This is a genomic window from Deltaproteobacteria bacterium HGW-Deltaproteobacteria-18 (assembly GCA_002841885.1).
Lineage (GTDB): Bacteria > Desulfobacterota > Desulfovibrionia > Desulfovibrionales > Desulfomicrobiaceae > Desulfomicrobium.
The window spans coordinates 15,493-39,156 of sequence record PHBE01000016.1 but is presented as its reverse complement, the minus strand read 5'-3'; the positions used below and the strand labels follow the sequence as shown (position 1 = coordinate 39,156).

11 protein-coding genes are annotated in these 23,664 nt (G+C 61.4%); 4 read left to right on the top strand and 7 right to left on the bottom strand.

Going from position 1 to position 23,664, the window contains the following annotated elements; translation table 11 throughout:
• The first annotated feature begins 265 nt into the window (after positions 1 to 265).
• Together CVU60_14010 and CVU60_14005 are read left to right on the top strand one after the other, a co-directional pair.
• Entirely contained in the window at positions 266 to 529 is a 264-nt protein-coding gene (locus tag CVU60_14010; GenBank protein PKN40792.1) for a hypothetical protein, read from the top strand.
• A gap of 47 nt (positions 530 to 576) precedes the next feature.
• The gene (locus CVU60_14005) at positions 577 to 1,713 is read left to right on the top strand and encodes an ADP-ribosylglycohydrolase family protein (protein PKN40791.1); all 1,137 of its coding nucleotides are present in this window, start codon (positions 577 to 579) and stop codon (positions 1,711 to 1,713) included.
• Between the two features lie 432 nt (positions 1,714 to 2,145).
• On the opposite strand, the gene CVU60_14000 is transcribed toward CVU60_14005, so the two are convergent.
• Complete coding sequence (locus CVU60_14000; protein PKN40790.1) at positions 2,146 to 2,991, bottom strand: hypothetical protein; 846 nt, start codon at positions 2,989 to 2,991, stop codon at positions 2,146 to 2,148.
• A 328-nt stretch (positions 2,992 to 3,319) separates the two neighbouring features.
• Here CVU60_14000 and CVU60_13995 point away from each other — a divergent pair, with 328 nt between their 5' ends.
• Positions 3,320 to 3,670, top strand: coding sequence for a hypothetical protein (locus CVU60_13995; GenBank protein PKN40789.1), 351 nt, complete (start codon positions 3,320 to 3,322; stop codon positions 3,668 to 3,670).
• 64 nt (positions 3,671 to 3,734) lie between these two features.
• On the opposite strand, the gene CVU60_13990 is transcribed toward CVU60_13995, so the two are convergent.
• Positions 3,735 to 11,786 carry a hypothetical protein gene (locus CVU60_13990; protein PKN40788.1) on the bottom strand — a complete coding sequence of 2,684 codons (8,052 nt, stop codon included), beginning with the start codon at positions 11,784 to 11,786 and terminating at the stop codon, positions 3,735 to 3,737.
• A gap of 239 nt (positions 11,787 to 12,025) precedes the next feature.
• Between CVU60_13990 and CVU60_13985 the strand changes: the two genes are divergently transcribed.
• On the top strand, positions 12,026 to 15,967 hold the full coding sequence (locus tag CVU60_13985) for a hypothetical protein (protein ID PKN40787.1): 3,942 nt from the start codon (positions 12,026 to 12,028) through the stop codon (positions 15,965 to 15,967).
• Between the two features lie 80 nt (positions 15,968 to 16,047).
• On the opposite strand, the gene CVU60_13980 is transcribed toward CVU60_13985, so the two are convergent.
• The 5 genes from CVU60_13980 to CVU60_13960 all read right to left on the bottom strand — a co-directional run bounded on the left by CVU60_13980 (position 16,048) and on the right by CVU60_13960 (position 23,622).
• On the bottom strand, positions 16,048 to 16,656 hold the full coding sequence (locus tag CVU60_13980; GenBank protein ID PKN40786.1) for a hypothetical protein: 609 nt from the start codon (positions 16,654 to 16,656) through the stop codon (positions 16,048 to 16,050).
• Between the two features lie 59 nt (positions 16,657 to 16,715).
• Positions 16,716 to 19,337, bottom strand: coding sequence for a hypothetical protein (locus tag CVU60_13975; protein PKN40785.1), 2,622 nt, complete (start codon positions 19,335 to 19,337; stop codon positions 16,716 to 16,718).
• Between the two features lie 62 nt (positions 19,338 to 19,399).
• The gene (locus CVU60_13970) at positions 19,400 to 21,544 is read right to left on the bottom strand and encodes a hypothetical protein (GenBank protein ID PKN40784.1); all 2,145 of its coding nucleotides are present in this window, start codon (positions 21,542 to 21,544) and stop codon (positions 19,400 to 19,402) included.
• Positions 21,541 to 22,251 carry a hypothetical protein gene (locus CVU60_13965; protein ID PKN40783.1) on the bottom strand — a complete coding sequence of 237 codons (711 nt, stop codon included), beginning with the start codon at positions 22,249 to 22,251 and terminating at the stop codon, positions 21,541 to 21,543. The genes CVU60_13970 and CVU60_13965 overlap by 4 nt, the downstream gene beginning before the upstream one ends.
• Before the next feature lie 54 nt (positions 22,252 to 22,305).
• Positions 22,306 to 23,622 (bottom strand): hypothetical protein, encoded by a 1,317-nt coding sequence (locus tag CVU60_13960; protein ID PKN40782.1) that lies wholly within the window; start codon positions 23,620 to 23,622, stop codon positions 22,306 to 22,308.
• Positions 23,623 to 23,664: the final 42 nt, after the last annotated feature.

The window sequence follows — 23,664 nt, the reverse complement described above, 5'->3', positions numbered from 1 at the left end:
CGAAAGACGGTTTGACCGGTCTGGAAACTTCGGATCACTCAATTCTTGAAGATTTCCCGACGGCTCATGTTTTTTCCATACTGCCGATGTAAACCTCCTCAAGTTAGTGCCGTCCAAAAGTAGAGACTTCCTTGGGTGAATATTTCATGAGGAACTCCGCCAGGGTCAAATCGCCAAGCGACTCATGGGGTCGGTCATCGTTTACAACAAAGCGGACAACCGGCAAACAGCAGCCAATTGTCGCTGAACCTGCTGCGGATGCGGCATGAATCTCCTTGCGCGCTGGGCAATGACGGGCATTTTCGTACCAGTTTGCCAGCGATTGCCGCACCCCCACATTGAAGAGGATGTGTATTTTTTTGCGTATAATTTCAGGGGAAAGAAAGGAAACCTTCAGAATCTGCTTGAACTTTTCATGGCGCGTTTGAAAAATTGCTTACATGAAGGTGACGCATTCCCGCCAACTTTCCTTTCCGCTCAAAATATGAAACTGATTCGAGACAACTACCAGCTCGATCGACACTTCTGACCACTTTGTTGCTCCTCTGGTGCAGCCATGCAATAAGGGAATTTTCTATGGAACTGACGCCCACAAGCCAACTCCCCGAATCATTAATAATCCTGCAGCGGGCAAAAGCGGCCCTCGCCTCCCTCTTTGTCGGCGATTCTCTGGCGATGCCCGTGCACTGGTACTACAACACAGCCGATATCGAGCGCGCCTTTCCCGGCGGCGTCAAAAAGTTCGAAGCTGCGCCGGAATTTCACCCCTCGTCAATCATGTCGCTGCATTCAACCCGGCGCGGCGGCCGGTCGGGACACGGTAGCCAGTCCGAATCCCAGGAGATCGTCGGCACGGTCATCCTCAAAGGGCGACAGCACCTGTGGGGACAGGGCAACCGACACTATCACCACGGCATGCAGGCTGGCGACAACACCCTCAACGCCCACTGCGCGCGGGTGCTGATGCGTTCCATCATTGCCGGCAGCGGGCGCTACAGCCGCGACCACTTTCTGCAGTCCTACATCGAGTTCATGACCGCCGAACCGCCCCGGCACCGGGACACCTACGCCGAATCATACCATCGCGGCTTCTTCGCCAACCTTGTAGCCGGAAAGCCTCCGCATCAGTGCGGCGCCCGTACCCACGACACCCCATCCATGGGCGGACTGGTCACCATCGGCCCCCTGGCCATAAGCAGCCTGCTGCACGGGGATGCATTGGCCACGGTGCAGGCGACCTGCCGGGAACATCTCTTTCTGACCCATCCGGACGAGGCATTGGGCCGCATCTGTGATGGATATGTCGCGCTCATTGCCGGCCTGCTCCTGCGCAAGACGGGTGAATCAGCCGACCGGCATCTGCAGGAGGCCGCCCAGACAACCATGGGCATCGATCTTGCGAGCATGGTGCAACGCGCCCGGACTGACAGGGACATCGTCGGCGGCAGGTATTCCACCGCATGCTACATCAGCGATTCATGGCCCAGCTTACTGTACCTTGCGTACAAATACCGCAGCGACCTCAAGGCGGCCCTGCTGGCCAACACCAACCTGGGCGGCGAAAACGCCCACCGCGGCGCGGTGCTCGGAGGCATTGTCAGCCTGGCATGCGGCAGTACGGCTCATGACTGGTTTGAGCGACTTGTTGACCATGAGGCCATTCAAGCGGAAATATCGGCATTGCTTTCCCCTTTTTTGCACGACCATGCCTGAACCACCTTCCCGAGCAGACGGCGGATGATGATCTTCCGCCACATCCACATGTCATTCTTGACATAATTCCCGTAAAGGGAGGAAGAAGACTATCCGCTGGCGCCGACGGCCTGCCCGGCAGGGCTCCGGCCAGCGGGATCGATCCCCACAACCTTATGGAGAATCAGCCATGGATCAGAAAAAAGACCTCTGCCCGAGCTGCGGCAAGGAACTACCACACCCCGTGCTGTATCGATGCATCAGCTGTTTTGCGAAGTATTGCATCAAGTGCGAAGGCTCGCAGTCCGGCATCCGCTGTCCCAAATGCGGACAGTCCGGACGCATGGTCCTGGACCAGTGCAAGTAGGCAGGGCGCGGTTCAGACAGAGCTGACCTTTAAGGGGCCGTCCGCAAGGGACGGCCCGGCCAGTTCCGGCAGGAGGCGGGTCCGGCTTACGGCTTGACGATGATCCCGGTGCCGTGCAGGTCCGAGAGGGGCACGACGAACACCCCGTGTGCCTCGCAGAACTCCCGCACAGCCTGCCTGACGCCGGAAAACCTGGAGTTGTTGTAGTCGTGGATGACGATGTAGCCGCCGCGCGACATCCGCGGATAGAAAAAGCTCAGACCATCGAGGATGGGCTTGTAGAGGTCTGCGTCCAGGCTGACCAAGGCGAATCCCTCATCCAGCCCCGTGGCTGTCTCCGGAAAATAGCCGACCCTGAAAACGGCCTGACCCGGGAAGGGTAGCCTCTTGCGCACCGCCTCGACGCTGGTGTCCGCAAAGTCCCCCACGGCAGCCCGCGAAAATTTCCCATCCCCCTCCACCGCCACGTCCCGAGGATCGAACCCGCTGAAGGTGTCGAAAAGGTACAGGCTGCGCTCCGGGAAAAGGCGATTCAGCTCCGCGGCGAAGGCTCCCCGGTACACTCCAAGTTCGGCCACGGCCCCGGGCACCTCGCGTTCCCGCACCTCCATGGCGATCATCTTCAGCGCGGCCAGGCGCAGGTCGAAGGTCTGCCGCAGCTCCGGCGCCGTCACGACCCGTGCGGTGACGTTCATGGCCTCCAGACGCGCTCGCACCTCGGCGCAGGCGTCCTTGTTGAGCATGGAGATGAAGACGGCGTCGGGTGCCAACCCCGGGACGGCCTCGGGCGATACGACGGGGACCCCGTCCACCGTGCCGCCCCATTTTTTTTCGTCGCTGTCGCAATAGGCCCTGATGGTGATGTCGGCGTGCAGCAGCTTGGCGATCATGCGCCCGCCCTGCCCAGTGCCCCAGATGATGACGTCCTCCATGCCCCTCCCTCCTTTTTTCCAAAATGTAACGGACTTCTGGCCGCGGCCAGGCCATGGGTTATCGCCCGGACCCGGAGCAGTCAAAGGTATTGTGGGAGATTAGACATGATGCCTCGTGAACGGATGGCATATTTTTTTTGGCTTGTCCGGAGCCATGGTACGCCTCCGGGCGACCAGGCGAACTGCGCCAACCTGGCCCGGAAAAGCCGGAACCGGCTAGCTTGAGGAACGCCGACCGCGGAAAACCCCTGTCGCGGCCTGTTTCCTTTTTCCGCGTTTTATCGCAGGATAATAAAATGTATCCTGCAAACCTGTACGACGCCAAATCATGAACCAGCAGACCGAGCCCAAAGACTCCTTGAACGAATCCCATCCGGTACGTTTCGGACTGCCCAGGCAGGCCATAAAGGAAATCCAGGACACTTTGGCCCTGTACCCCGAGGTGGAAAAGGCGATCCTTTACGGCTCCCGCGCCACGGGCACTTTCAAGCCAGGATCGGACATCGATCTGACCCTGGTCGGCGAAAACCTGACCCACAACCACCTTTTGGGCATCATGTTCGACCTTGATGATCTGTTCCTGCCCTGGATGATCGACCTGTCCCTCTTCGACACCATCGACCACCCCGGACTGCGGGAGCATATCGAGCGCGTGGGGCAGGCGCTCTACGAACGCTGAAGTTAGCCTTGCCGTCGCCCGGCGCGGCGCTGCCGGCGGGCAGGGTTTCCACGCGGATGAAGCCCTAGCCGCCTACACGAAAGGTTTTCAGCAGCGCATCGATGGTGGCCTGATTGCCGGCCGGTCCACGAAAGACCACCAAGGCCACGCCCCGGTTGCCGGACATGGGCGGAAAAAGCAGGTTCATGGCAGGGCCGTCGTCGACCCGCAGGACCTCCACCCCACCCAAGCGCAAGGTTCGAGATCCGGAAAGGTCGGATTTGGCACGGGCGTAATCGGTCGAGACTCCTCCGGACACCCCATGCAGAGGCGCGTCAAAACTGCCGTCCCAGTAAAGATGAAGCTCCTCCACGTTCGGCTCTTCCATGGTTTTGTGTTCCCACGATGCCGGAACCGCGAAACTGACATTGCCAATGGTCACGACTTTCCAGCCCGCCCCGGCGGATGTTTTCGCATCGGCTTCGTTACCTGTCGAAGCTGATGAAAGGGGCGGGGACGCTTGCTGACCAGCCGTCTGCGCCTCTTCCTGCGGAGCAGGTTTGCTGGAAGACCATTTATACAATACTTTTGAACCTTTTTGCGTAAACGTACCACTCATGGTCATGGCACCGTCCGGCTTGACCGTGATTGTTCCTGTATAATCCTGACGCTGAGGGATATCCCGGGTGAAGGTGACCTTATTTCCGTCAACAACCCCGTTTATCAGCGGGTTTTTATGCATGGCTCCGGAGAATGCACTACCGTCCTGCCTGCTGACGATCAGTTTTGTGGCATGACCATTTCCGACATGGCTCCACTCGCCAAGCATATTGATGGAGCTTGCGGCCGGGAGCGCACCCGCTTCCTTGACTGCCGAAGGAGGCGCAGCTGACGGCGCCTCGGCGGCGGGCCCTTTCTGTGGAGTGGACGGTACAGCCGAAACGGGCCCGATCCGTGTCGCCGACCATGTGGTCGAACCTTTGCCGTTCTGGGAGAACGTGCCCTTCATCACATCCTTCCCCGCACCGTCGACCCCAAGGGTGCCCGTGAAGTCCTGACGCAGGTTGGCGAACCGCTTCCAGCCAGTCCTGACGAAGGAGACCCTGCTTCCTTCGATGCGACCCTGAATCACGGTGTCGTGATCAGGCTGATCGGGATAGGCCCGGCCGGAAAAGCCCGCTCCACCCTGTTCCAGAATCAGCAGTTTCCCCTTGTGCCCGGGGCTCAGAATCTCCCACTCGCCCACCAGACTGCCAGGCTTCGTCGCTTCAGCCTGCTGTGTGGCAGGCAGCGTATCCACCGGCTTGGTCGAAGCTGGTTCAGTCTGGACGGATTTACCTGAAGCCGCAGGCTTTGAGCCCTTGGTCACCGCCACATATTTTTCAAGCGTCCTGACCCGGTTCTCTATGGTCGGATCCGCATGGAGTTTCAGCCCTTCCCTGTATTTCTGCAGCGCCCCGGCATAATCCTGCTCAAGCTGCAACTTTTCGGCTTCCTGCCACAGCTCACGCGCGGCCTTCTCAGCTGCCGCAGATCCGATCTGACCGCTCTGGCCCGAAGCTACCCCGGCCGCTTCATCGCGCAGCATGTCGCGCCACTGCGCAAACTGCCGGTTATTCGGTTGCAGGGACACGGCCTCATCCGCCAGCCGGGTGCCCCGCTCGATGTCGGCAGCCGAGCGCGTCTTGGTCCTGATCACGGTTTCAAGCAGGGGCACGATTTCGCGCATGCGCTTGTCGGCTTTGGCGGCCCGGGCCTGCAACTCCCTGGCCTCCCTGTATTCCGGCTCGAGTCCACTGAATACATTGTTCCAGTTCAGAAATCCCTGCTCGAAACGCTTCAATGCACCGACATAGTCGTACTCTTTGACCATCTCCCCGGCTTCCCGCAGCAGCGTGACCTGTACCTGCTTTTGAGTCTGCCACTTGCGCGCCCAATCCTCGTTCTGCTTGAGCTCCCTTTCCGAGTTGGGGGCAATGACCGTCGAGGCCCGCCAGGCAGCCGCAATTTCCAGAGCCTTGCCGAATTCCTTTTTTTCGATTGCGTCGCGGATCTCGTAATTCTTCTGGCTGGCTTCCTGGTTCCAAGCGCTCCAGTGTTTCCTGAGCGTCTCCTCCATCTCCTGGCTGGGCGGATAATAGCTGTTCAGATTCTTGGCGACGGTAAGTTCCCTCTGCGCCTCGTTGTACCGCCTCTCCTCCATGAACTTCCTGGTCTTTTCCAGCTGCACGTGAATCCTTTCCTTCTCACTTCGCAACTTGTCCGCCAGTGCCTTGGCCGCCGTGTTTTTGGGATCAAGCCGCGCTGCCTCCTCGGCGTCCTTGATGGCGCCGTCGTAATCGCCCTTGCGCGCCTTGGCCGGTGCGTTCTGCACCAGTTTTTGCGCTTCGCTGCCGGACTGCGCCTTCTGCTCGCCCTGCTTGATGGCTTCCTGGGTCACGCTGGCGCTGAAACTGCCCCGCCCGACACCCAGTTCCACGTCGTTGCGGTCGCGAACGGTCACGGACAGGTCGCAGGTTCCGGCGGCATTGGCGGTGACGCGGGCCACGCTGGAACTGGGGTTGCTGACGCGACAGGGTCCATTCTCGACCTTCCACTGGTATTTGACCGGCCCGCTCAGCGCCGCAGGCTGCAAGACCACGGAGAATTCCACGATCTGGTCCACGGCGATGGCCTTGTCCACGCTTACCAGCCCCACCCCTTCCTTCCAGACCCTGGGCGGCGGCCCCTGTGCCTTGGGCGCGGAAACCGTGACCGCATACTTTTGGGCCGTGACGGAAGCCCTGGCCTCGCCAAGGTCCTCTCCGCTGAAGGGCACGCGGGCCTTGACCTCTATTTCGGCCGGCTTCTCGTCCTTCAGGTAGAAGGTGATCTCCCTGTTGTCCTTGGACGTCGAGACGTGCTTGGCGTTGCCGGGCACGGGCATCCAGCGGAAATCGATGTCCTTGACCTCGGGTTTGACCGTCAGCCTGGCCTTGACCTCCTGCCCCACGAGGGAGGCTTTTGGCTCCATGACCAGCTCCAGGACGGGCTTCCGAATCTCGATCTCCAGCTGGTCCGAGGTGGCGATGGTGCCCGTCTTGTCCACGGCGGTGACCCACACGCCAACCTTTCCGGGCACGGAAAACACGGCCGTGGTCGATGCCGAGGGTCCCTCATGGGGCGTGAAGGCCACGTCGGGGTGCGGCTCGAACTGGTAGCGCACTTCGCCTTCGGGCTTGTCGCCGCTCAAGGTGGCCTTGTAGGTCACGGGCGTGCCGACGATCACCGGCCCGGAGGCCGGGGAGACGCGGGTCAGGGTGAGCTGGTATTTCTTGTCCTTTTTCTCCTCGGCCTCTTCGATCTGGACGACGGGAGCCGATGCCGTGACCGGGCTCTCCTGCTCTGTCTCGTGCAGGCTCAAACCCTGGATGATTCCCAGGGCCTCGGCCCGCGCCGCCTTGACCTGTGCCAGGGCGTTGTCCTTACCGGAATTGTCCCAGCAGCTTCCGGCATAGACGCTGAAGTTGGCCGTTATCATGCGCCGCTCGGTCTCGTGCAGGACAATGGCGTAACCGAAGGCATGGGCCGTACCGTCCCTGTATCCCGCCATGGGATTGCCAAAACCGTTCTTGTACTTGACGGTGGTGGTGATCATGCGCCCCTTGTACTTGCCGATGGAGAAGGCCCGAATGCCCTCCTCGTCCGGGTACCAGCCGTTGCTTTCGACAAAGGCGTGCAGTCTCGCGTCAATCTCTTCGGTCTTGGGCAAAAAGCTGCTCTCGAGCTTGGCGCGGATGGCGCCGTGCACGGTCTGCGGCCGGCAGAGATCCGATCCGGCGGCAATGTCCCGGCTCATTTTCGCCGCCCAATCCTTGGACTTGTTCAACTCAACCTTCCAGCCGCCGCCAAGGCTCGACTTGAACCAGCTGCCGTCGGTCGCCGCTTGCTTCGCCAACGGTTTTTCAGCAACGGCGGGCTCTTCCTTTGGAGCGGAAACCTCCGCTTCCTTCGCGGTCGCCTTCTCCTGAGCCTCTTCAGCCTTCGCGCCCGAATCCTCCTGTTCCTTGCTCTCGGCTGTCTCCTCGTCACCACCCTGGGGCTCTTCCCAGGCAGGGTCGACAACCTCGATGAATTCCGTCTCCGCAGAGGCCTGAAGGCCCTTGGCGTCCGTTGCCGTGACCTTGAAGCGCATCTTCTGGCCCGACAGGCCGCGCGCGGACTTGAGCATGCACCGCTTTGCGCTGATCGTGTTGGTGCTCCAACGATTTGCGGGCTCGATCCACTCGAACCATTCATAGGAAACATCGTCCCGAGGCTTCAGCACGCACAGTTCGACATTCATGGTGTCGTCCACGGCAGCGGGAACCTCTGCAATGGCCACGGAAAGCGGAACCTCCTTGACCACCTTGATCGTACGCCGGGTCTGCCCTTCATGAAGAATGACGTCGTCGAGAATCTGGGCCGCATAGAAGGCTATTTCCACGGTCCTGCCTTCGTACGGAGTGGTGTCGAGCAGCAGTACCGTCCCGTCTGCGGCAAACTCTCCGTTCACGGACCACTGGTACGCAAGGCTGCCGCCACCCTTCTTGGAGAAGGCCACGCCTTCGAGCCGCACCATGCTCCCGAGCACGGCCTCCGAGACTTCCGGCGAGATGAACACGCGCAGCCCCGCATCGGGGGAGTCCGGTTGACCGACATCGAGCTTCAGGGACGCCTCGATGTGCGTCTTGTTTTCCGTCCGCGCACTGACTTTCACGGTGACCGTTCGACCCTCGTAGCCCGTGCCGTCGAAGAGAAAGACGTTTTCCGCCGAGGCCCCGACCTGCAGCCCGTCCACATACCAGAAGTATCGCACGAACCCCTTCCCATCGAGACCGTACTCGACGGTTTCGGCGGTGATGGGCACGCCTTCTCCCGCCTCGAAGGATTTGACCGGGCAGGTCAGGCGCACCTTGGGCTTGGGCGCTTCCTCGGCGGAAAGGACCTTCACGGGATGGATGGCGCGCACCCACTCGGCCCCGGAAATATCAACCAAGGCATGAACTTCCAGCGTCTTCTCGCCCGCGCCGGAAGGAGTCCAGGTCATGCGTGCGGTTTTCGCCCCGCTCAAGGTTTCCCCTTCGCCGCCCTTGGCGAATTTCCAGTCATAGCGGACTGATGCGGCATTTCTGTCCAGGACCGCCGTAAACTCGGCGGGCACTCCCTCTTCCACAACTGCAGGACCGGCGATGCGCACCGCCGGAGGCACACTTTTGGCGCGCAGGGAGTCCAGGTAGGCCCGGTATTCCTCGATTATCTTCCGCCGCTCCGGGCTTCCCGAAACATAGATGTACGCTCCCGCCCGTGCCCGGATCGCCGGCTGCAAGGTCTTCTCGTCGGCCGCATTGCCGCCCACGATCTCCTCCACGGCCACGGTGGCCTCCCGCGCGGCCTTAAGCACATCCTGAAGGTCCTTGCGATCGCTTTCCAGGGTGATCTGTATGGACAGGGGTTTGCAAGACGGCTTGCGGTCAAGAATGAAATAGGCCTTGTAGCGCTCGCGAAACTCCTTCAGGGCCGCGTGGGTCTGCTTCCATTCCCGCCAGTTGGCGACGACCGCTTCCAGCGCCCCCCGTTCCCTGCCGACGAGCCCAAGCAGTTCGTCCCCACAGCCCAGTTCCGCGCCGATCTCCGAAACGAGCTTTTCGCCCGTGCCCTGGTCGAAGGCCTTGCGCTTCTGAAGCTCCTCGATGACCTCTGCGAAGTACTGCCGCGTCACGTTTCTGACTTCCGCGGCATATTCCTCCCAGAGCTTCTGTCCGTACAGGCTCGGGTTGCGGTATTTGCGTGGCCAGACCGGAGCGTCGCTCTGACCGTCTGAGAGCTCCGGCTTGGCCAGCAGTTCGTGGAACATGGCGATGGTCGGATGGGTCCGCACCTGGGGCACCAGGATATTGGAAATATGCGGCACCTTTTCCGGCAGGGTGAAGATCTCGTCCTTGCCGACGTCGGTTTTCTTTCCGGTGGGCAGGGTGTAGACGATGCGCTCCAGCTCCCACGTCCCGCCCCTCGCGGGCTTGAACACCGCCCCTTCATACAGGGCGTCGACCATCTCGTCGTACTGCCACTGCTGCCATTTGCCCACGTACCATTCCGAAGCCGCGAGCCCGATCCCGTAGAGGGCCTCCGGCACGGCCAGTGTGGGGAAAAGAAGGTAGACGAAACCCACGGCCACGCGCGTGTAATTCTCCATGACAACGGCCTCGACAATGTCGCCGCCGGGAACCCTGGAACGGAAAATCTGCGCGCCGAGATTGGAGAAGGACTCGTTCCAGTCCTTGCCGGTCGTGATGGCGGACCAGTACGAAAGGGCTTCCTGGCCCATGTTGAAGGACTTGAACGCCAGGTTGTCGCCGACCTTGCCGAGCACGGACGCGTTCAGGCGGTCGTTGATCCTGCCCAGGGGGATGGGCACGGTGAGCTTGAACCTGCCCGTGTCCGAGCCGATGCGCAGTTCGGTGTTCAGGGCGCGCAACCGGGCCACGGAGTTGTTGTCGAGATAGTCGATGAGGTTGTTGAAGGCGTCGACCCGGGCATTGGCATTGTCGTAATAGGTGCCCAGGCGTTCCCAGACGATGCCCACGGCCATGTCGAAAGAGGCCGGTTTCTCGGCGGACATGTCCAGCAGGCGCTTCATCCTTTCAACTTCGGCGGCGGGGACCTTCAGCGCCGTGCGTTTGAGCGCCTCGGCCAGGGCGATCATGGTCTCGTGGGCCTTGGGCGGGTAGTCCACGCCCTTTTCCACGTAGGCTTTGTAGGTCTCTTCCAGATCGGCGAGCAACTTCGAACGTTCGGCGTCCCTGTCCGCTTCGGGAGCAGCGTCAATGGCCTTGAGCCGGGCGTCGATGCTCCGGGCAATGTTGTCGCGCATGAACACGGTCGCGCGCTCCCCAACGGAGCGCAGCGCCCGGTCGAGGCCGGCAAAGTCCGAAGGCGCGCCGATGACCTGGCTGCTGGCGGCCAGAATCCGCTTCAGCCGTTCGGCCGGGGTGAGCTGGGCGTTCTGCTTGATGGACGTGACCTGCCGCGCCCACGCGACAAGGGCCGTGTCGACGGCACGGCCGGTCATGATCCCGGCGCTGCGGTCAACGTATTTGGCCAGTTTGATGAGCTTCTCGTGGAAGGCGAGCTGGGCGTGGATGGCATCGGAGGTCATGTGCCTGAGCATTTCAAGGCTCACTGCCGGTTCCATGTCACCAGTTATCCGGTCCGGAGGCTCGTCCATGAGCCGGGCGAGCTGGTCCGGAGCGCCGTCCCTCATCTGCAGGTTGTTCTGCAGGTTGGCGAAGATGTAGACCCGCTCCATGGAGTCGGTCACATCACGGTAGGCGACCTGACCATTTTCAATGACGACTTCCTGCAGACGCCCGCGCTTCAGGGCGTCGATCTCGGCCCATTTCGCCGAAGCCTGGGTGATGTAGACATCCAGAGTGGCCTGGCGATGAGCCGTGGCGTGTGCCTCCAGGGCGGCCATGTCCAGGCCGAAGACCTCGCGGATGGCGCCATTGTAGAAATCCCGGAGCTTGACCGCGCTTTCGACCTGGGAGGCGATGGTCGTCAGGTCGATGTCGCCCTCGAAGCGCCCGTCACGATAATTCTCCGTGGCCCAGCCGCCCACGTCCATGCGGACCAGATAGGGAAAGTCGGGGTTTGCATCGAGGTAACGCCGCACGGCGGTGTCGAAGGCCGCGTTGACGTGCCTCCTGCGGGTGTCCATGAGCATCCGCTCGGCCTGGCCAAAACTCCCTTCCCAGGCCTTCAGGGCTTCGGGCAGGGCATCCAGGGGGGGGATGGCCCTGGTCTTGGACAGCTCCTCGGACTTGCGGCGGATGAACTCCGACTTGAAGGCGACCACGTCGCTCATGGACATGCGGTCAGCGCCGAGCTGCCTGAAAAAATCCAGGGGCGCGAGATTCCCGTTCTTCACGTTTTCAAGGCGGGACTCGAAAAGGTCGTAGCTGGCCGATGGGATGGCGGAAGGTTTGCCGATGGGGTTGACCTTGGCCCAATACTCCTCATCGGAAACCGCCGTCCCGGCGAACGAGGCGGCAGAGGTCAGCAGAAGCAGGAAAATGACGCCACAGTTTCTCAGCATGAACACAAAGCGGCCCGCCATGGATCCTCCGGGAGAATGGTGAATTACCGAAGCTAATCGTGCTCGAACGTCAATCAGTATGGAAAACAAAAGATGCAAGAAGCTGAAAATCGTTTTTCAAGGTATCTGCAAAAACTGCATCGGGCAAGTTCGTGACTGTATCGAAGCACTCTCGACGCAAGGGCAATTGCAATTTTACGCAAACTTATATATAAATAAAAATTAAATAATTAAAACAGCTTATCCGGAGTCAACGCCGCATGATCACGTTAAATTGCGTTCAAGCAGGGGCCAGCTTTCGTGCCACACTCTTTCTGTGCCTCTTCTGCATCTTCAGCGCCGCCACGGCTTACGGGCAAAGTGGAAAAAGTTCCGAAACGGCAACGGCAGCTTCAGCCGCCTCCATTTCGCAAGGGACCGATTCCGCAGCTGCAGTCTCCCAGACAGCCGGAGCGGATGCGGCCCTGCGCGGCCTGGCCGAAAAGAACGCCCTGACGGTCCGGGCCCTGGTCGGATACGGGCGCATCCCGGCCGCCGACATGGCACCTCTTAGCGGGTTGCGCGCCAAGGGCATCGACGTGCTGGGGGCCACGCCCGAGCAACTCGCAGCCATACTGCAGGAACACGGCGCGACGCTCTCGCCTGCGGAGCGCGACAGCCTGGGCCGAGTCGCCGAGGCCATGCGCAAGACTGGGGCGGTCGAAGCTGCCGGAGGCAGCGGGGAGGAGATGACCGCAGGCCTCACGGAAAGCGACCCGGGCAACGACGAAGCCCTGGAGGCGGAACTGGCCGCGATTCTAGCCGAAGAGGTCCCGGAATTCCCTGCACAGGATGACGACTCCGCGCCGAGCCAGGACAACTCCGTTGCCCGGACAGGCGGCGTGACCTTCACAGCCTCAAACGTTGAACCGGCCGCCCTGCCGCCCATGAAATCCGCACCTTTCCTGGACATTAACGTTCTGACCCCGACCCAGTGGGACGGAGCCGTGGCTGCGGCCATGGAGGGCATGCGCATGGTTTACGGCCCCATGTCCGAGGCGGATGAAGAATCCTTCCGCAAGACCTGGGGCGTGCTGCGCCAGTACCCCTCCCCAGACGCCGTGGACTACCTGAACAGGTTCAACCCGCTCTTGGGCGAGTTCCTGTCCCTGCGCGGCGCCGTGGCCGAGGCCGCCGCCCGCCTCGAAGAGGCCATGGAGCAGATCGCCTGGGCGTCCGAAGCCGACGACCCGGCCCTGGCCATGGACGCCATGACCCTTGCCCGGCAGCACCGCAACACGATCCTGTCCTGCCAGAAGCGCCTGGACGAGGTCGTGGCCGAACTGGTCGCTCTGGGCAATCCGCCCGACGGCAAGACTCTCATGGCCGAAGGCCAGAAGCAGTACAAGAGCGCCAAGGATTTCCTGCGCAGCCTTGTGGAACAGCCGGGACCCGAAGGCGAGTGGGTCGGGTACATCATCCATCCCAACAACTTCGTGGGGAAGGACGGCGGCGCCATCAAGCACCAGCCCTACCATTTCCTGATCTACTCCCTTGGAGAGCCAGGGAAATATTCCGGAATCGCCCTGGACACGGGCACCTACGACGAAAAGGAGTACGGCTACGTCGAGGGTATCGACCTGGCCAGCATCGAGATACTCTCGGGCATCGAAGGCGATACGATCAATTACACATTCACGGACGAGGACGGGGAGCCATGGGTTCTCCACGCCCAGCGCTACACGGGCGGTGCGTTCCCGGAATTTTCCGAGCTCTCGAGTGACCTGTTCGAGGAGGCGCGCATCAAGAACGACCGCATTCGCGCAGAACGCCTGGAAGCGGCCAAGCTCATAGAAGATCCCGATGCGCAACTGAAGGAGACCCTCGGAGCGGGCATCGGCCACGCACTGAACGACTCGCCCATTCAGGAAGCCCTGGCCCATTACCGCATGCGCGAATCCTTCCATGCCGCCGCCGTAAAGTGGGCTTCCATGGGTGAAAAGCTGCCCGACTCCGAAGAGGCCCGCCTGAAACAGTTCGACGCGCTGGTGGGTGGCGGTGCCCCGCAGCAGGTAGCCGAGTCGGCGGCCGCAAAGCAGAAGTCTCAGGAAGAGAAGAAGGCCCCGGAAGAGAAAAAGGAAGAAGCCAAGGAAGCGCAGGAACCCGAGGCCGAAATCGGCCCTGAAGACACTCCCCTGCACATCGTCGACGACCAGCCCGCCGAGGAGCGGCGCGTCATCGACCAGGAGGCCATAGAATTCCACTCGGCCAACGTGGCCATCATCCAACGCAACATGGACAAGGATATCGAGGAAATCGCGAGAGAGACCAACCCCGACCGCCGTCACGACCTGGAGATGCGCGTCCTCAATGCCAAAGCCAACCTCCAGTCCGAACAGGACCGCATCGAGACCCTCAAGACAGGCGTCATCGTGCACACCCGCTCCGCGTGGGACGATTTCGCCCGCAGCCAGTTCATCCAGAACATCGCCGAAGACCAGCGCAAGATGGAGAAGGTCGACCGGGCCATGAAGAAGGCCCTGTCCATGGCCGACTCCCTGCCCTACGACAAGGCGGAAAAAGTGCGCGCGATCGTGGCCAAGGGCTTCAGCCCCGAGGTCATGACGGCCACGGACACGGCCAAGGCCTCGGAGGTCATCAAGGAGGTTTACGGGGTGGCCACGGGCCACTGGGAAGGCGAAAAGAAAAAGGCCGACGCCGACGCCGAGTGGGCCGACACCTGCCTGCAGACGGCCGAGACGACCAAAAGCTACGCCGACAAGTCCCTCATGGTCCTGTCCTTCGTCGGCGGTCCGGCCGTGAACCGGGTCTACCAGGGCGCGGTCGGCTACATCGAGGGAGGCCCCAAGGAAGCCTTCCTGCGTGTGGGCGGTTCCTACAACCAGCTCACCGGCATCGCCGTGGACGGCTACCGGGGCTTCGAGGCCGCTGTGGAGAGTGGCGGCGGCTGGGAGGAAGGTTTCAAGGGTGCGGGCTGGGAAGTCGCCAAGGGCATCGTCATGGACAAGGCCATGGGGTTCGTGGCCAATGGAGTGTCCCGGGGCTATGGGGCCGTGAAGGGCCGTGGGGGCGCTCGCGCCGACGCGCCGGGCGCCGCTCCCAAGGCATCGGCGGGCAAGGCCGGGGCCCCCGAAGTTCAGGTTTCAAAAGCGACGGCCAAGGTCAAACCTGCAGGCGTGCCCGACGACGGCTTCAACCGGCCCCTGACCGAAGCCGAACGACAGACCTACAAAGAGCAGATAGCCGACGCCCGGTTGCGGGTCACCACCTACAAAAAAACCTTCAACAAGCTGCAGCAGGCCCGCAGGGACAAGGCTCCACCCACGGAGATCAAGAAGATCCTGCGCGAGCTCGACGTCCACTCGACCAGTATACACGCCTCACCCCAGGCCAAGATGATCATGAAGTCACACCAGCGCAGTCCGAAGAACAAGGAGATGGTCAAGCGCTTCGTGAACAGCATGGACCGGGTCCACAACCGCGTGCAGAAGCGCTTCCATGAAAAGATGGACGCCGAGTGGGACCGCGAGGGCCTCGCCCCCATCCGCAACGCCGGCAGCGGCAAGAGCGTCAACACGGACTACGACATCGCCCGGCAGGTCAAGTTCGACGAAAACGGGCTGCCTATCGCACCCAAAAAGAACGGCCGCCCCGTGCCCGAGAGCCTGTGGCAGGCCGAGGCCCAGAAAAAATGGGACGAGTCCTTCACGGAAGTCACGGGACAGAACCCCGGTCGTTCCTGGGAAACGGTGACAACGGGATCACACCAGGAGGCATACAAGGACCTGGCCCTTATCGAAAAAAACGGCGTCCTGCGAGCAAACAAGGCTTGGGCAGGGCAGTCCGCCGACGTGAACCAGTACAAAGGCGACCACCTGCGCGGCGACGAGAACTTCAGCCGCATCGAAAAGCATGTGGAGATAGCGCGCAGCACATCCAAGGAATGCCAGAAGCGCCTGCTGCCCCTCATGAACGAGAAGGTCCCGCCAAAGACGGACAAGGCCAATTACGAGGCCTTCATGAAGCACAAGAATTACTGGGAGAAGATGAACGAAGTCCTGGAGGGCATGGGCGCGGGCCGCATCAACCCCTTGGAGGGCGACCGCCGCATCCGCCTGCTCTCGGGCGGCAAAAGCTCGCTCGAAGTGACGCACGACCTGCGCAACTTCCTGGAGTCGCTGATCAAGTTCGGCAAGTCCTGAGGGTTTGCCCAAAGTGCAAAAAAAGACAGGCCGGGCGCCGCTTCACGCGGTCCCGGCCTTTTTCTGCGCTGCGGGTCACTTTACCCGGCCAGACGCACCAGAGTCTCGTGGTCAGGCTCGGGCGCCCGGCAGCGGGGGCATGTGCCGCGTCCCTGGCCGTAGAGGCTGCCGCAGGCCAGGCAGACTCGGCGGTCGCCGTCCAGTGTGACCTTCTCCGGAACATCCAGGCCCGAGACCTTGAAAACCCTGTCACCGGGCCGGAAATACTCGAACAGTTCCTGCGAGAGATGCTGGGTGTTTTTTTTCCCGTTGTCGGTCCTGATCCTGGCCATGGGCTTGTAGGAAATATCGTCGTGCTGGTCCCCGTCACGGCGCACGCGCACCTTTTTCATGAACAGTTCCTCCACTACCCCGACCCAGCTTTTCGCCGTCTGCTTGCGGGACCATTTGGCCAGGAGAAACGTCACCACGGCCGCGAAACCGAAGGAATAAAGCACGTCCTCGTTTATCTCCCCCATTTCCCACCAGACCACGCCCAGGATCACGGGCATGAGCAGGGCAAAAAAGCCCCAGGCGTAGATGCGCGAGTGCCGTCTGTAGGTCTGCATCCAGTCCTTTGTCTGCTCTGGAGTCAGCGGGGCCGTTCCCGAAGAATGCTTTTTGGCCGAAGCTCTTTTTTCCACAGCCATGCCACCTCCTGTGTTCAATGAAAAAGCCCGTTCCTGATCAAGGAGCGGGCCATGTCTGTTCAATCCAGGGAAATGCTCTCGCGCCGGAAGTGCGTCCCGTCGATGGCCAGGTACTCGAGGGCACCGTCCACGAACACCGCGCGAGGGGGAATAATGTCATGGACGCGGTCCTCGCCGCCGAACACGACAATATGCATTTTCTTGTCCTTGTCGCGGGTGAAGTAGACCAGATGCTGCCCGTCGGGGCTGAACTGCGGAGGTTCCCCGTCAAAGATGTCCCGCACCTCCGGCCCGGCCTTGCCGTCGAGGTATGCGCGCGAGGAGTTCTTCTGCTTCTCCAGCCAGGCCACCCTGGTCCCATCGGGGCTGAAGACGATGCGCGCGGGCGAGCCCTGACCGCGGCCGACCTCCTTGCCGTCCACAACAACAACATATTCCTCGTCACTCAGTTCAAAGCCCGCAGCCCATCGGCTACCGTCGGGACTGAAGCTTTCACCGACGACGCTTTTGAGCGCTCCGAAGCCGTGGGAAACGATCAGGCCATCGACCACCAGAAAAGCCTCCTCTCCCTTCTTGGCCGAATAGATGTGCCGCTGGCCGTCGACGCTGAAGGTGGCCGGATCCCAGATGGAACTGAAATCCGGGCCGATCTGCCCGTTAATGACCATTGACCTCACCATGTCGGACTGCGCGACATAGGCGTAATAGGCGCTGTCGGGGGTCACCGTGAACTTGTAGCCGGAGCCCATGGTGGGCTTCAGTTCTTCTCCATCACGCACCAGAAAGCGGTCTCCACCCTCTTTTTCGGCGATGTAGTAGAGTTCGGCGCGATTCTGCGTGAAGAGCGGGTTGCCGTGAATCGCCGGATACTTCTGCCCCTCGGAACCGTCGGTTGTTACGACCATGGCGAACTCGGTGCCCGTCTGAGGATCGCGCCCCCGCTCGATCCAGGCGCCCTTTCCGTTCCGGGCCACGGCTCCTTCCCACATGCGGTTGGGAGTCTCACGCACCTGCTTGCCGTCAAGATATACGCGGTACATGCCGTCCACACTGCCTGCCACCAGCACATGGGCCCCGTCGTCGCTCATCTCCAGAAACTCAAGGTCATCGAAGAGGGAGCCGTCAGCGCCGTTACAGACAGGGAGTTCCTTGTCCCCGAATTCCGCCTGGAAGCAGAAGGTTTCGGCTCCGGACGAGAACTGCATGCCGTATCCCTTGACGTCATCGTACCATTTCCCAGGGACACCGTTGACGACAACACGTTTTTTTCCTTCTTTCTCACCCTCGACCCAGGCCGCGTGGCGCAAGTCTTCGGACAGTTTGATAGATCCCGAGTCCAGGGCGTGCTGTGAAAGCTCGAAATCAAACTTTTCCGGTGCAGGAACCGGACCGGACGTTCCCTTGGCGGTCAGGGACTCTTCCTGGCCCACGGCGTACAGCGCCCCTTCATGCTCGTACACATCGCCCGGCATGGCCACCACGACCCAGCCAATGCGGTGCTGGCTGGTACTGAGGGTGCCCAGTTGGTTGTCTCCGATGAATTTCTTGACCCGGTAAGACATATATATGCCAAGGACACGCGGCCCTACAGGGCGATCGGTGTCGGGGTCGATACGGGGGGTCCAGCGCACCTCGCCATCCCTGCTCTCTTCGAAGCCGATTTCGGCATCGCCGTTGGCGTCATCGTGCCGATAGACATAAACCGACTTGCCGGTCACGCGGTAGGAGACCCTGTCCCGAATATCTTGCTCGCTCAAGGGAATCTCGGGATTATCGGGAGCGTCGACGCGGATGACAACCGGAGTGTCCGGAGTGGCGAACCCGAGGACAAGGCTATATGGAGTGTCTTTTTCAAGCACGGGTTTGACGCTGAGATACTCGGACAGCTTGTCGAAATAGCGCTTCTCCCCCTCTTGAACGACCGAAGCCCCTGGCAGCATGGCCTGTAAACGCCGCTGGAAATAGGGATCGTCCTGCGGTCCAACGACAGTGAGGCCCTCCGCCTGGAGCTTGACCCTGTACGTTCCCGCAACCTGGTCATTGATGGAAAACTCCACGCCATCCCCCGGCCCCGCATCGCTCGGGGCAACCGGAAGCATGGAGGCCGTTGTATCCGTGCCACTTCCCTGGGCAGGCTCGGCCTGAACAGGCTCACTCTGGACGGACTCAGCCTGAGCGGGTTCGGCCTGGACAGGCTCATCCTGGGCGGACTCGGCCTGGACAGGTTCAACTTGTGCGGGCTCGGCCTGTGCGTCGCTCGGGCCTTCGACGGGTCCATCCGCAGTCTGGGCCCAGCGCGTCCCCCCACTGCGCACGAGGGTGCCGGCGGGCACGGAAGCGCCCGGCACGGGCGGCGACCAGTCGAGATGCTCTCCGCCCTCCATGAAGGCGCCCAGTTTCACCAGTTCCGCTCCGAACTGCGCCAGAGCCGGGTCGGTGCTCCACTGCCGGACCTGATCAAGGTCGGCTCCCAGGAGGTCGAGACCTGCCTCTTGGCGAAGCTGCTGAGCCAGTTTCATGTACGTGTCCGGCAACCGCCCCCAGCCGCGCAGGGCGCGGACCGTGACCTTGCCCTGCTGTTCCATCTGCAGGAGCCCGTCCGGTCCGGTGGCGATCTCGACGGTGGCGGCGAAGGCGACACCGTAGGTCGTACATAACAGACACGAAATCATCCCGAACATCGATACTGCCAATAACTGTACCATGAGAACTCGTCTCATCCTTCCTCCTTGATGATCAATACTTATTCTTCATTCTCCAGGAAATGAAAATATATCGTCTCGAAGTGTGAGTAGTAACTGGATGAGGTGTCAAGCCGTTGCACTTCATGCCATTTGAAACCCTGTTTAACGAAGTTGTTGCTGCTGTCGTACCCGAATTCCGCTTCTCCTATGCGCAGAGTGCCTCTGTCTTCTTTGAATTCGGAAGCATAGACATAGTAAAGTCTGTAGGCATTGGTTACGGAAGATGGAGCGTCATGATTTTTCTTGTCAGCAGTGTGCAGTTTAAAAGGACCGACCCGCAACTCTTCCTGTCCCCAGACCTCCCCGGATTTGATGTCGATGCTTTCGGTATCCATGCTCAAGAGTTCGATCATTCGTCCGTCTTTGGACAGCGTCACGACGCCCGTGCCCTTTATCTGGAAATCCCCCTGCTTGTAGTCCACGGGAAAAGTGATTCTTCCGCCGGGGGTGATGATCATTTCGAACGTTTTGAGCGGCATGGTGATTCTCATTTTCGGCGTATGCTTCAAGATTTCCCATATCTCGCCAGTTACTTCCGAGCCCTGCACCTCGCCGACAACCTCCACGTCCTTGGACACCTCGGCAATCTTTCCCGAATCGTCCCGAATCCTGAACAAAACGGTCTGCACGCCCGGTTCTGCCGGGGCCTCCCAGTAATATACTGCGCCTGTGGACAATCCGTGGCCGCTCATGTCCACCGGCTGGTAGTCGGGGATGCCGCCGGTCAGACTGACCTCGAAATGCGCAACCTCTCCGGGCGCCACCGAATCCGGCCCACTGACCGTGGCCTGCCCCAGGGGAGGAGCCTGGGCGATCATGCTGTCGATCTGCGCAATCAGCCCCTGGACCTGACTCACCCTGTCTTCAAGCTCGGGATGCCGACCAAGAGCCTCCTTGAGCACGGCCAGTGCCTCCTCGACGTACGTCCGGGCCAGACTCAGATTGCGTCCCTGGCTGGCCAGCCGATAACCGTACATGTACGGCACCCTCGCCTGCGCGATGATCTGGTTGGCGGCCCTACGTTCCTCGGCCTTGGCCACGATGCCTTTCAAGTCCTGTATTTTTTCGAAAATACCCTCGTTGGGGAAATTCTGTTCCATGGAGTAACGTTCGACCTTGGCCAAATAGTCGGCGGCCTTGGAAACATCGCCGGACTTGAGCAGTTCGTCGACTTTAAGCATGCCGCGAATGGCGTTCATGCGCAGCTCCATGTTCGCTGCCTCTGCCTTCATGGCGGCATTGGCGCGGTCGTACTGGAGCATGATCATCTCCGTGACCAGTTCCTTGACCTGCGAACTCGTCCAGCTGACCACAAGGCCAGGCAAAAAGCCTCCTCCCAGGGCGGCGGTGGCTGCGGTCCCGACCGTCTGGGCGGCAAAGCCGAAACCCGTGCCCGTGGCGCTGGCTGCCGCTTCTTCGGCGTCGTTCAAGGCCAGAAGGGCTGGCACGTCAAAAGCCAGGACAAAGACACCATCGACAAAGGTGCCGATGACTCCGGGGTTCTTGACCAGGTAATCCTTGACCGCGGCCTTGGTGCCCTTTTCGGACAAGAGTTTCCGAGCCGCCCGTAGCTGTTCGGGAGAGAGTTGTTGCAGGGCCGTCTTAAGATCGTTGGCCAGATGCGCGGGAACCTTGCCTGTCGCGGTGATGGCATCCTCAACCCGGTTCAAAAGATCAAGAGCCCTGACGCCGGCATCGTCCAGGGCGTCACCGCTGTAGGCCACGAGCTTTTTCAGACCGTCGGGGCCGACATTGTGAAAAGCCCCCGAGGCGCTCTCATCCAGTGCGACGACGGCAAACTCCCGGAGTTTCTTGCTCCGGATCATATCCAGCAACTCCTCGCGGTTGGAACCGGCCAGCTTGCCGAGCCTGCCCGCAAACTCCTTGAGCCCGTCCCTGTTTCCCTTCCAGTACTCAAGCGCGGCGCGAATCTCCGCCCCGGCTCCCGCAGGGAGGGAATCGTACGTCAGACCGGCCTTGAGAAAGGACTTCATGACCGCCTTCATGCTGTCGTCCACCACGACCTGCTGTGCGATCTCGGCCTGTGTGGGCTGCTTCAATTCGTCGGCAAGAGACGCGCCGCCCCATGCAAAAACCAGAACGAGAAACAAAACGCCCGTCCGTTGCAATGCCATGATGTTCATTCGAGCCCCCACTGCGCCAGTTGTGATCCTGCCTCGGCGGCTTTGCGACGCAGCTGCCCCGCCTTTTCCGCATCCTGGGGCACCCACAGGCCGGATTCGTATTCATCAGCCAAAAGCGCCATGGCATCGGCATCACCCGCTGCCGCGGCGTCCTCGAGCAGGGCCACGGACCGGATCGGATCAGGCGATCCGCCAGCGCCAGCCTTGACCGCCAGGGCCAGGCTGACCTTCGCCTTGGGATCGCCGCCTTCTGCCTGATCACCAAGTTCCCTGATCATTTCGCCGAGATCTTTGGCCTCGCCTTTGCCATCGGCATTGGCATCGACAACGGAAGGCTCCTGGGCGACGGACGTCCCTGAAGCGGGCTGGTCGCCCGAGGGCAACCCTTCGTCCATGCGGCTGATCAGCTGTCCCAGAACATCACGCTGGGCCTCGCTGAGTTCAAGCTGTCCCTCGTCTGCCTGCCCCAGCCAGGAAGCAAGTTGCGCCCTGTCGGCGGAAATGAGGTCCAGCCCCTGTGCACGAAACTCCATGGCCATTCCCGCAGTGGACTCCGGGACCAGCTTCCAGGCCCACAAGGCCCGGACCGTCAGCCGCCCCTCGTCCCGAAGTCTGACCAGCTCCGGAGGCAGGGTGTCCACAGCCGGTTCCGAAGCATATGCAGGACAGGCGAGAAACAGGAAAAGCAGACACAGCAACAACCTCATAGTACCTCCAGAAGCGACATGCAAACCGCATTCATCCCAAATATTACAAAGACATCAGCCCGAATGCGCCGATTTCTCCAATGCCTTGACAACATCAGCACCTGCTTCAGCCTGATTACGCGGCACGGGAATGCGCACTTCGACGTAATTGCGGAAGAAATACAAGGACCTCCCAGCCACCATCATGTACGAATAGACCAGCAGAATGTGCGGCATGGGTTTTCTCTCCAGCTTCACCGAATCGAGCCTGCTGCCAAGCTTGCCCCAGGAATGCACGGAACCGTTCAGGTACACGCAGCGTTCGCCGACATACACCTCGCCCGTTCCCTTCAGATCCCGGCGGCGCGTCAGCCAGGGCAGGCCCACGGCCAGCAGCCAGAGCACGACCATGAAGCCCATGAGCCCGGCGAAGACCCAGACCGAGGCCTCGTCGCGCTTGACGGCCATGAGCCCGACGCCAACGACCACGGAGATGACGAAAATGACCAGCCACACGGCCCGCTTGCGTGACGCCTCCTCGCCGTAGTTCCACTCGGCGAAAGCCTTCCACTCGACGGGGTCGAAAATGAAATGCGCGAGAAAGCGGCCGCCCTCGACCATGTCCCGCAGCATGCGCGCCTGGGAGCCGAAGAGCCACAGGCCCACCAGGGCTCCGATGAGGAACAGCCCGCCCATGAGAATGGACGCGAAGCTCAGGCCGCTGCCCACGGTGCCGTGCACGAAGGGCCACAGGATCATGCCCGAGAAGAGCACGCCGAAGACCGCCGACCAGCGCACGCCGCGACCCGCGGAGCTGGCCTCCACGAGGCTCGCCGCGCGCCCGCCGGCGAAACCAAAGCCCACGGCCCCCACGCTGCCCAGAAGCATGACCAGCCAGTACGGCCGCACCGGGAAGGCCTTGTCCTCGGGGATGTCGACGGACTCGAATTCCCTGGCCGGGATAAAGCGGTATTCCATGTACCGCAGGCCCTTGTCGTCACGGAACTCGACATAGCGCTGGTTCTCGTCCAGTTCGGCGAACGGCGCCTCGGCGGGCCTGGAGAAGCGCACCGGAGCCGCCCCCGCGTCCAGGGCCGCGTCCAGGCCCGAAAAGACGTCCCGCCAGGCGGGGTCCTTGGCGGTAACGGTCCGACCGGCCGTGTTGCCGGCGATGAACTCCGTCAGCGGCAGGGGCTCCGAGAACGACTGGATGAGGGCCTTGCCCAGGGCCATGGCGCCGATCATGTGCTCCGGCGGGGCGTTCCGGCGTTCGTACAGGCGCCCCCAGTCGACCAGCTCGCCCCGGACCAGGACCGGTTCGGGATACCACCAGGCCATGGCGGCGGCGACGATGACACAGCTCGCGACAACGTATCTCCACAACAGGCTCATGTCAGTCCTCCGGTTTCCCGGGCTGCGCGCCCGGCAAAAAAG

What these genes read in the sequence shown, in the direction of transcription:
- CVU60_14010 (PKN40792.1), top strand. Translation starts at nt 266, where the DNA reads ATGAATCTCCTTGCGCGCTGGGCAATGACGGGCATTTTCGTACCAGTT.
- CVU60_14005 (PKN40791.1), top strand. Translation starts at nt 577, where the DNA reads ATGGAACTGACGCCCACAAGCCAACTCCCCGAATCATTAATAATCCTG.
- CVU60_14000 (PKN40790.1), bottom strand. Translation starts at nt 2,991, where the DNA reads ATGGAGGACGTCATCATCTGGGGCACTGGGCAGGGCGGGCGCATGATC.
- CVU60_13995 (PKN40789.1), top strand. Translation starts at nt 3,320, where the DNA reads ATGAACCAGCAGACCGAGCCCAAAGACTCCTTGAACGAATCCCATCCG.
- CVU60_13990 (PKN40788.1), bottom strand. Translation starts at nt 11,786, where the DNA reads ATGGCGGGCCGCTTTGTGTTCATGCTGAGAAACTGTGGCGTCATTTTC.
- CVU60_13985 (PKN40787.1), top strand. Translation starts at nt 12,026, where the DNA reads ATGATCACGTTAAATTGCGTTCAAGCAGGGGCCAGCTTTCGTGCCACA.
- CVU60_13980 (PKN40786.1), bottom strand. Translation starts at nt 16,656, where the DNA reads ATGGCTGTGGAAAAAAGAGCTTCGGCCAAAAAGCATTCTTCGGGAACG.
- CVU60_13975 (PKN40785.1), bottom strand. Translation starts at nt 19,337, where the DNA reads ATGTTCGGGATGATTTCGTGTCTGTTATGTACGACCTACGGTGTCGCC.
- CVU60_13970 (PKN40784.1), bottom strand. Translation starts at nt 21,544, where the DNA reads ATGAACATCATGGCATTGCAACGGACGGGCGTTTTGTTTCTCGTTCTG.
- CVU60_13965 (PKN40783.1), bottom strand. Translation starts at nt 22,251, where the DNA reads ATGAGGTTGTTGCTGTGTCTGCTTTTCCTGTTTCTCGCCTGTCCTGCA.
- CVU60_13960 (PKN40782.1), bottom strand. Translation starts at nt 23,622, where the DNA reads ATGAGCCTGTTGTGGAGATACGTTGTCGCGAGCTGTGTCATCGTCGCC.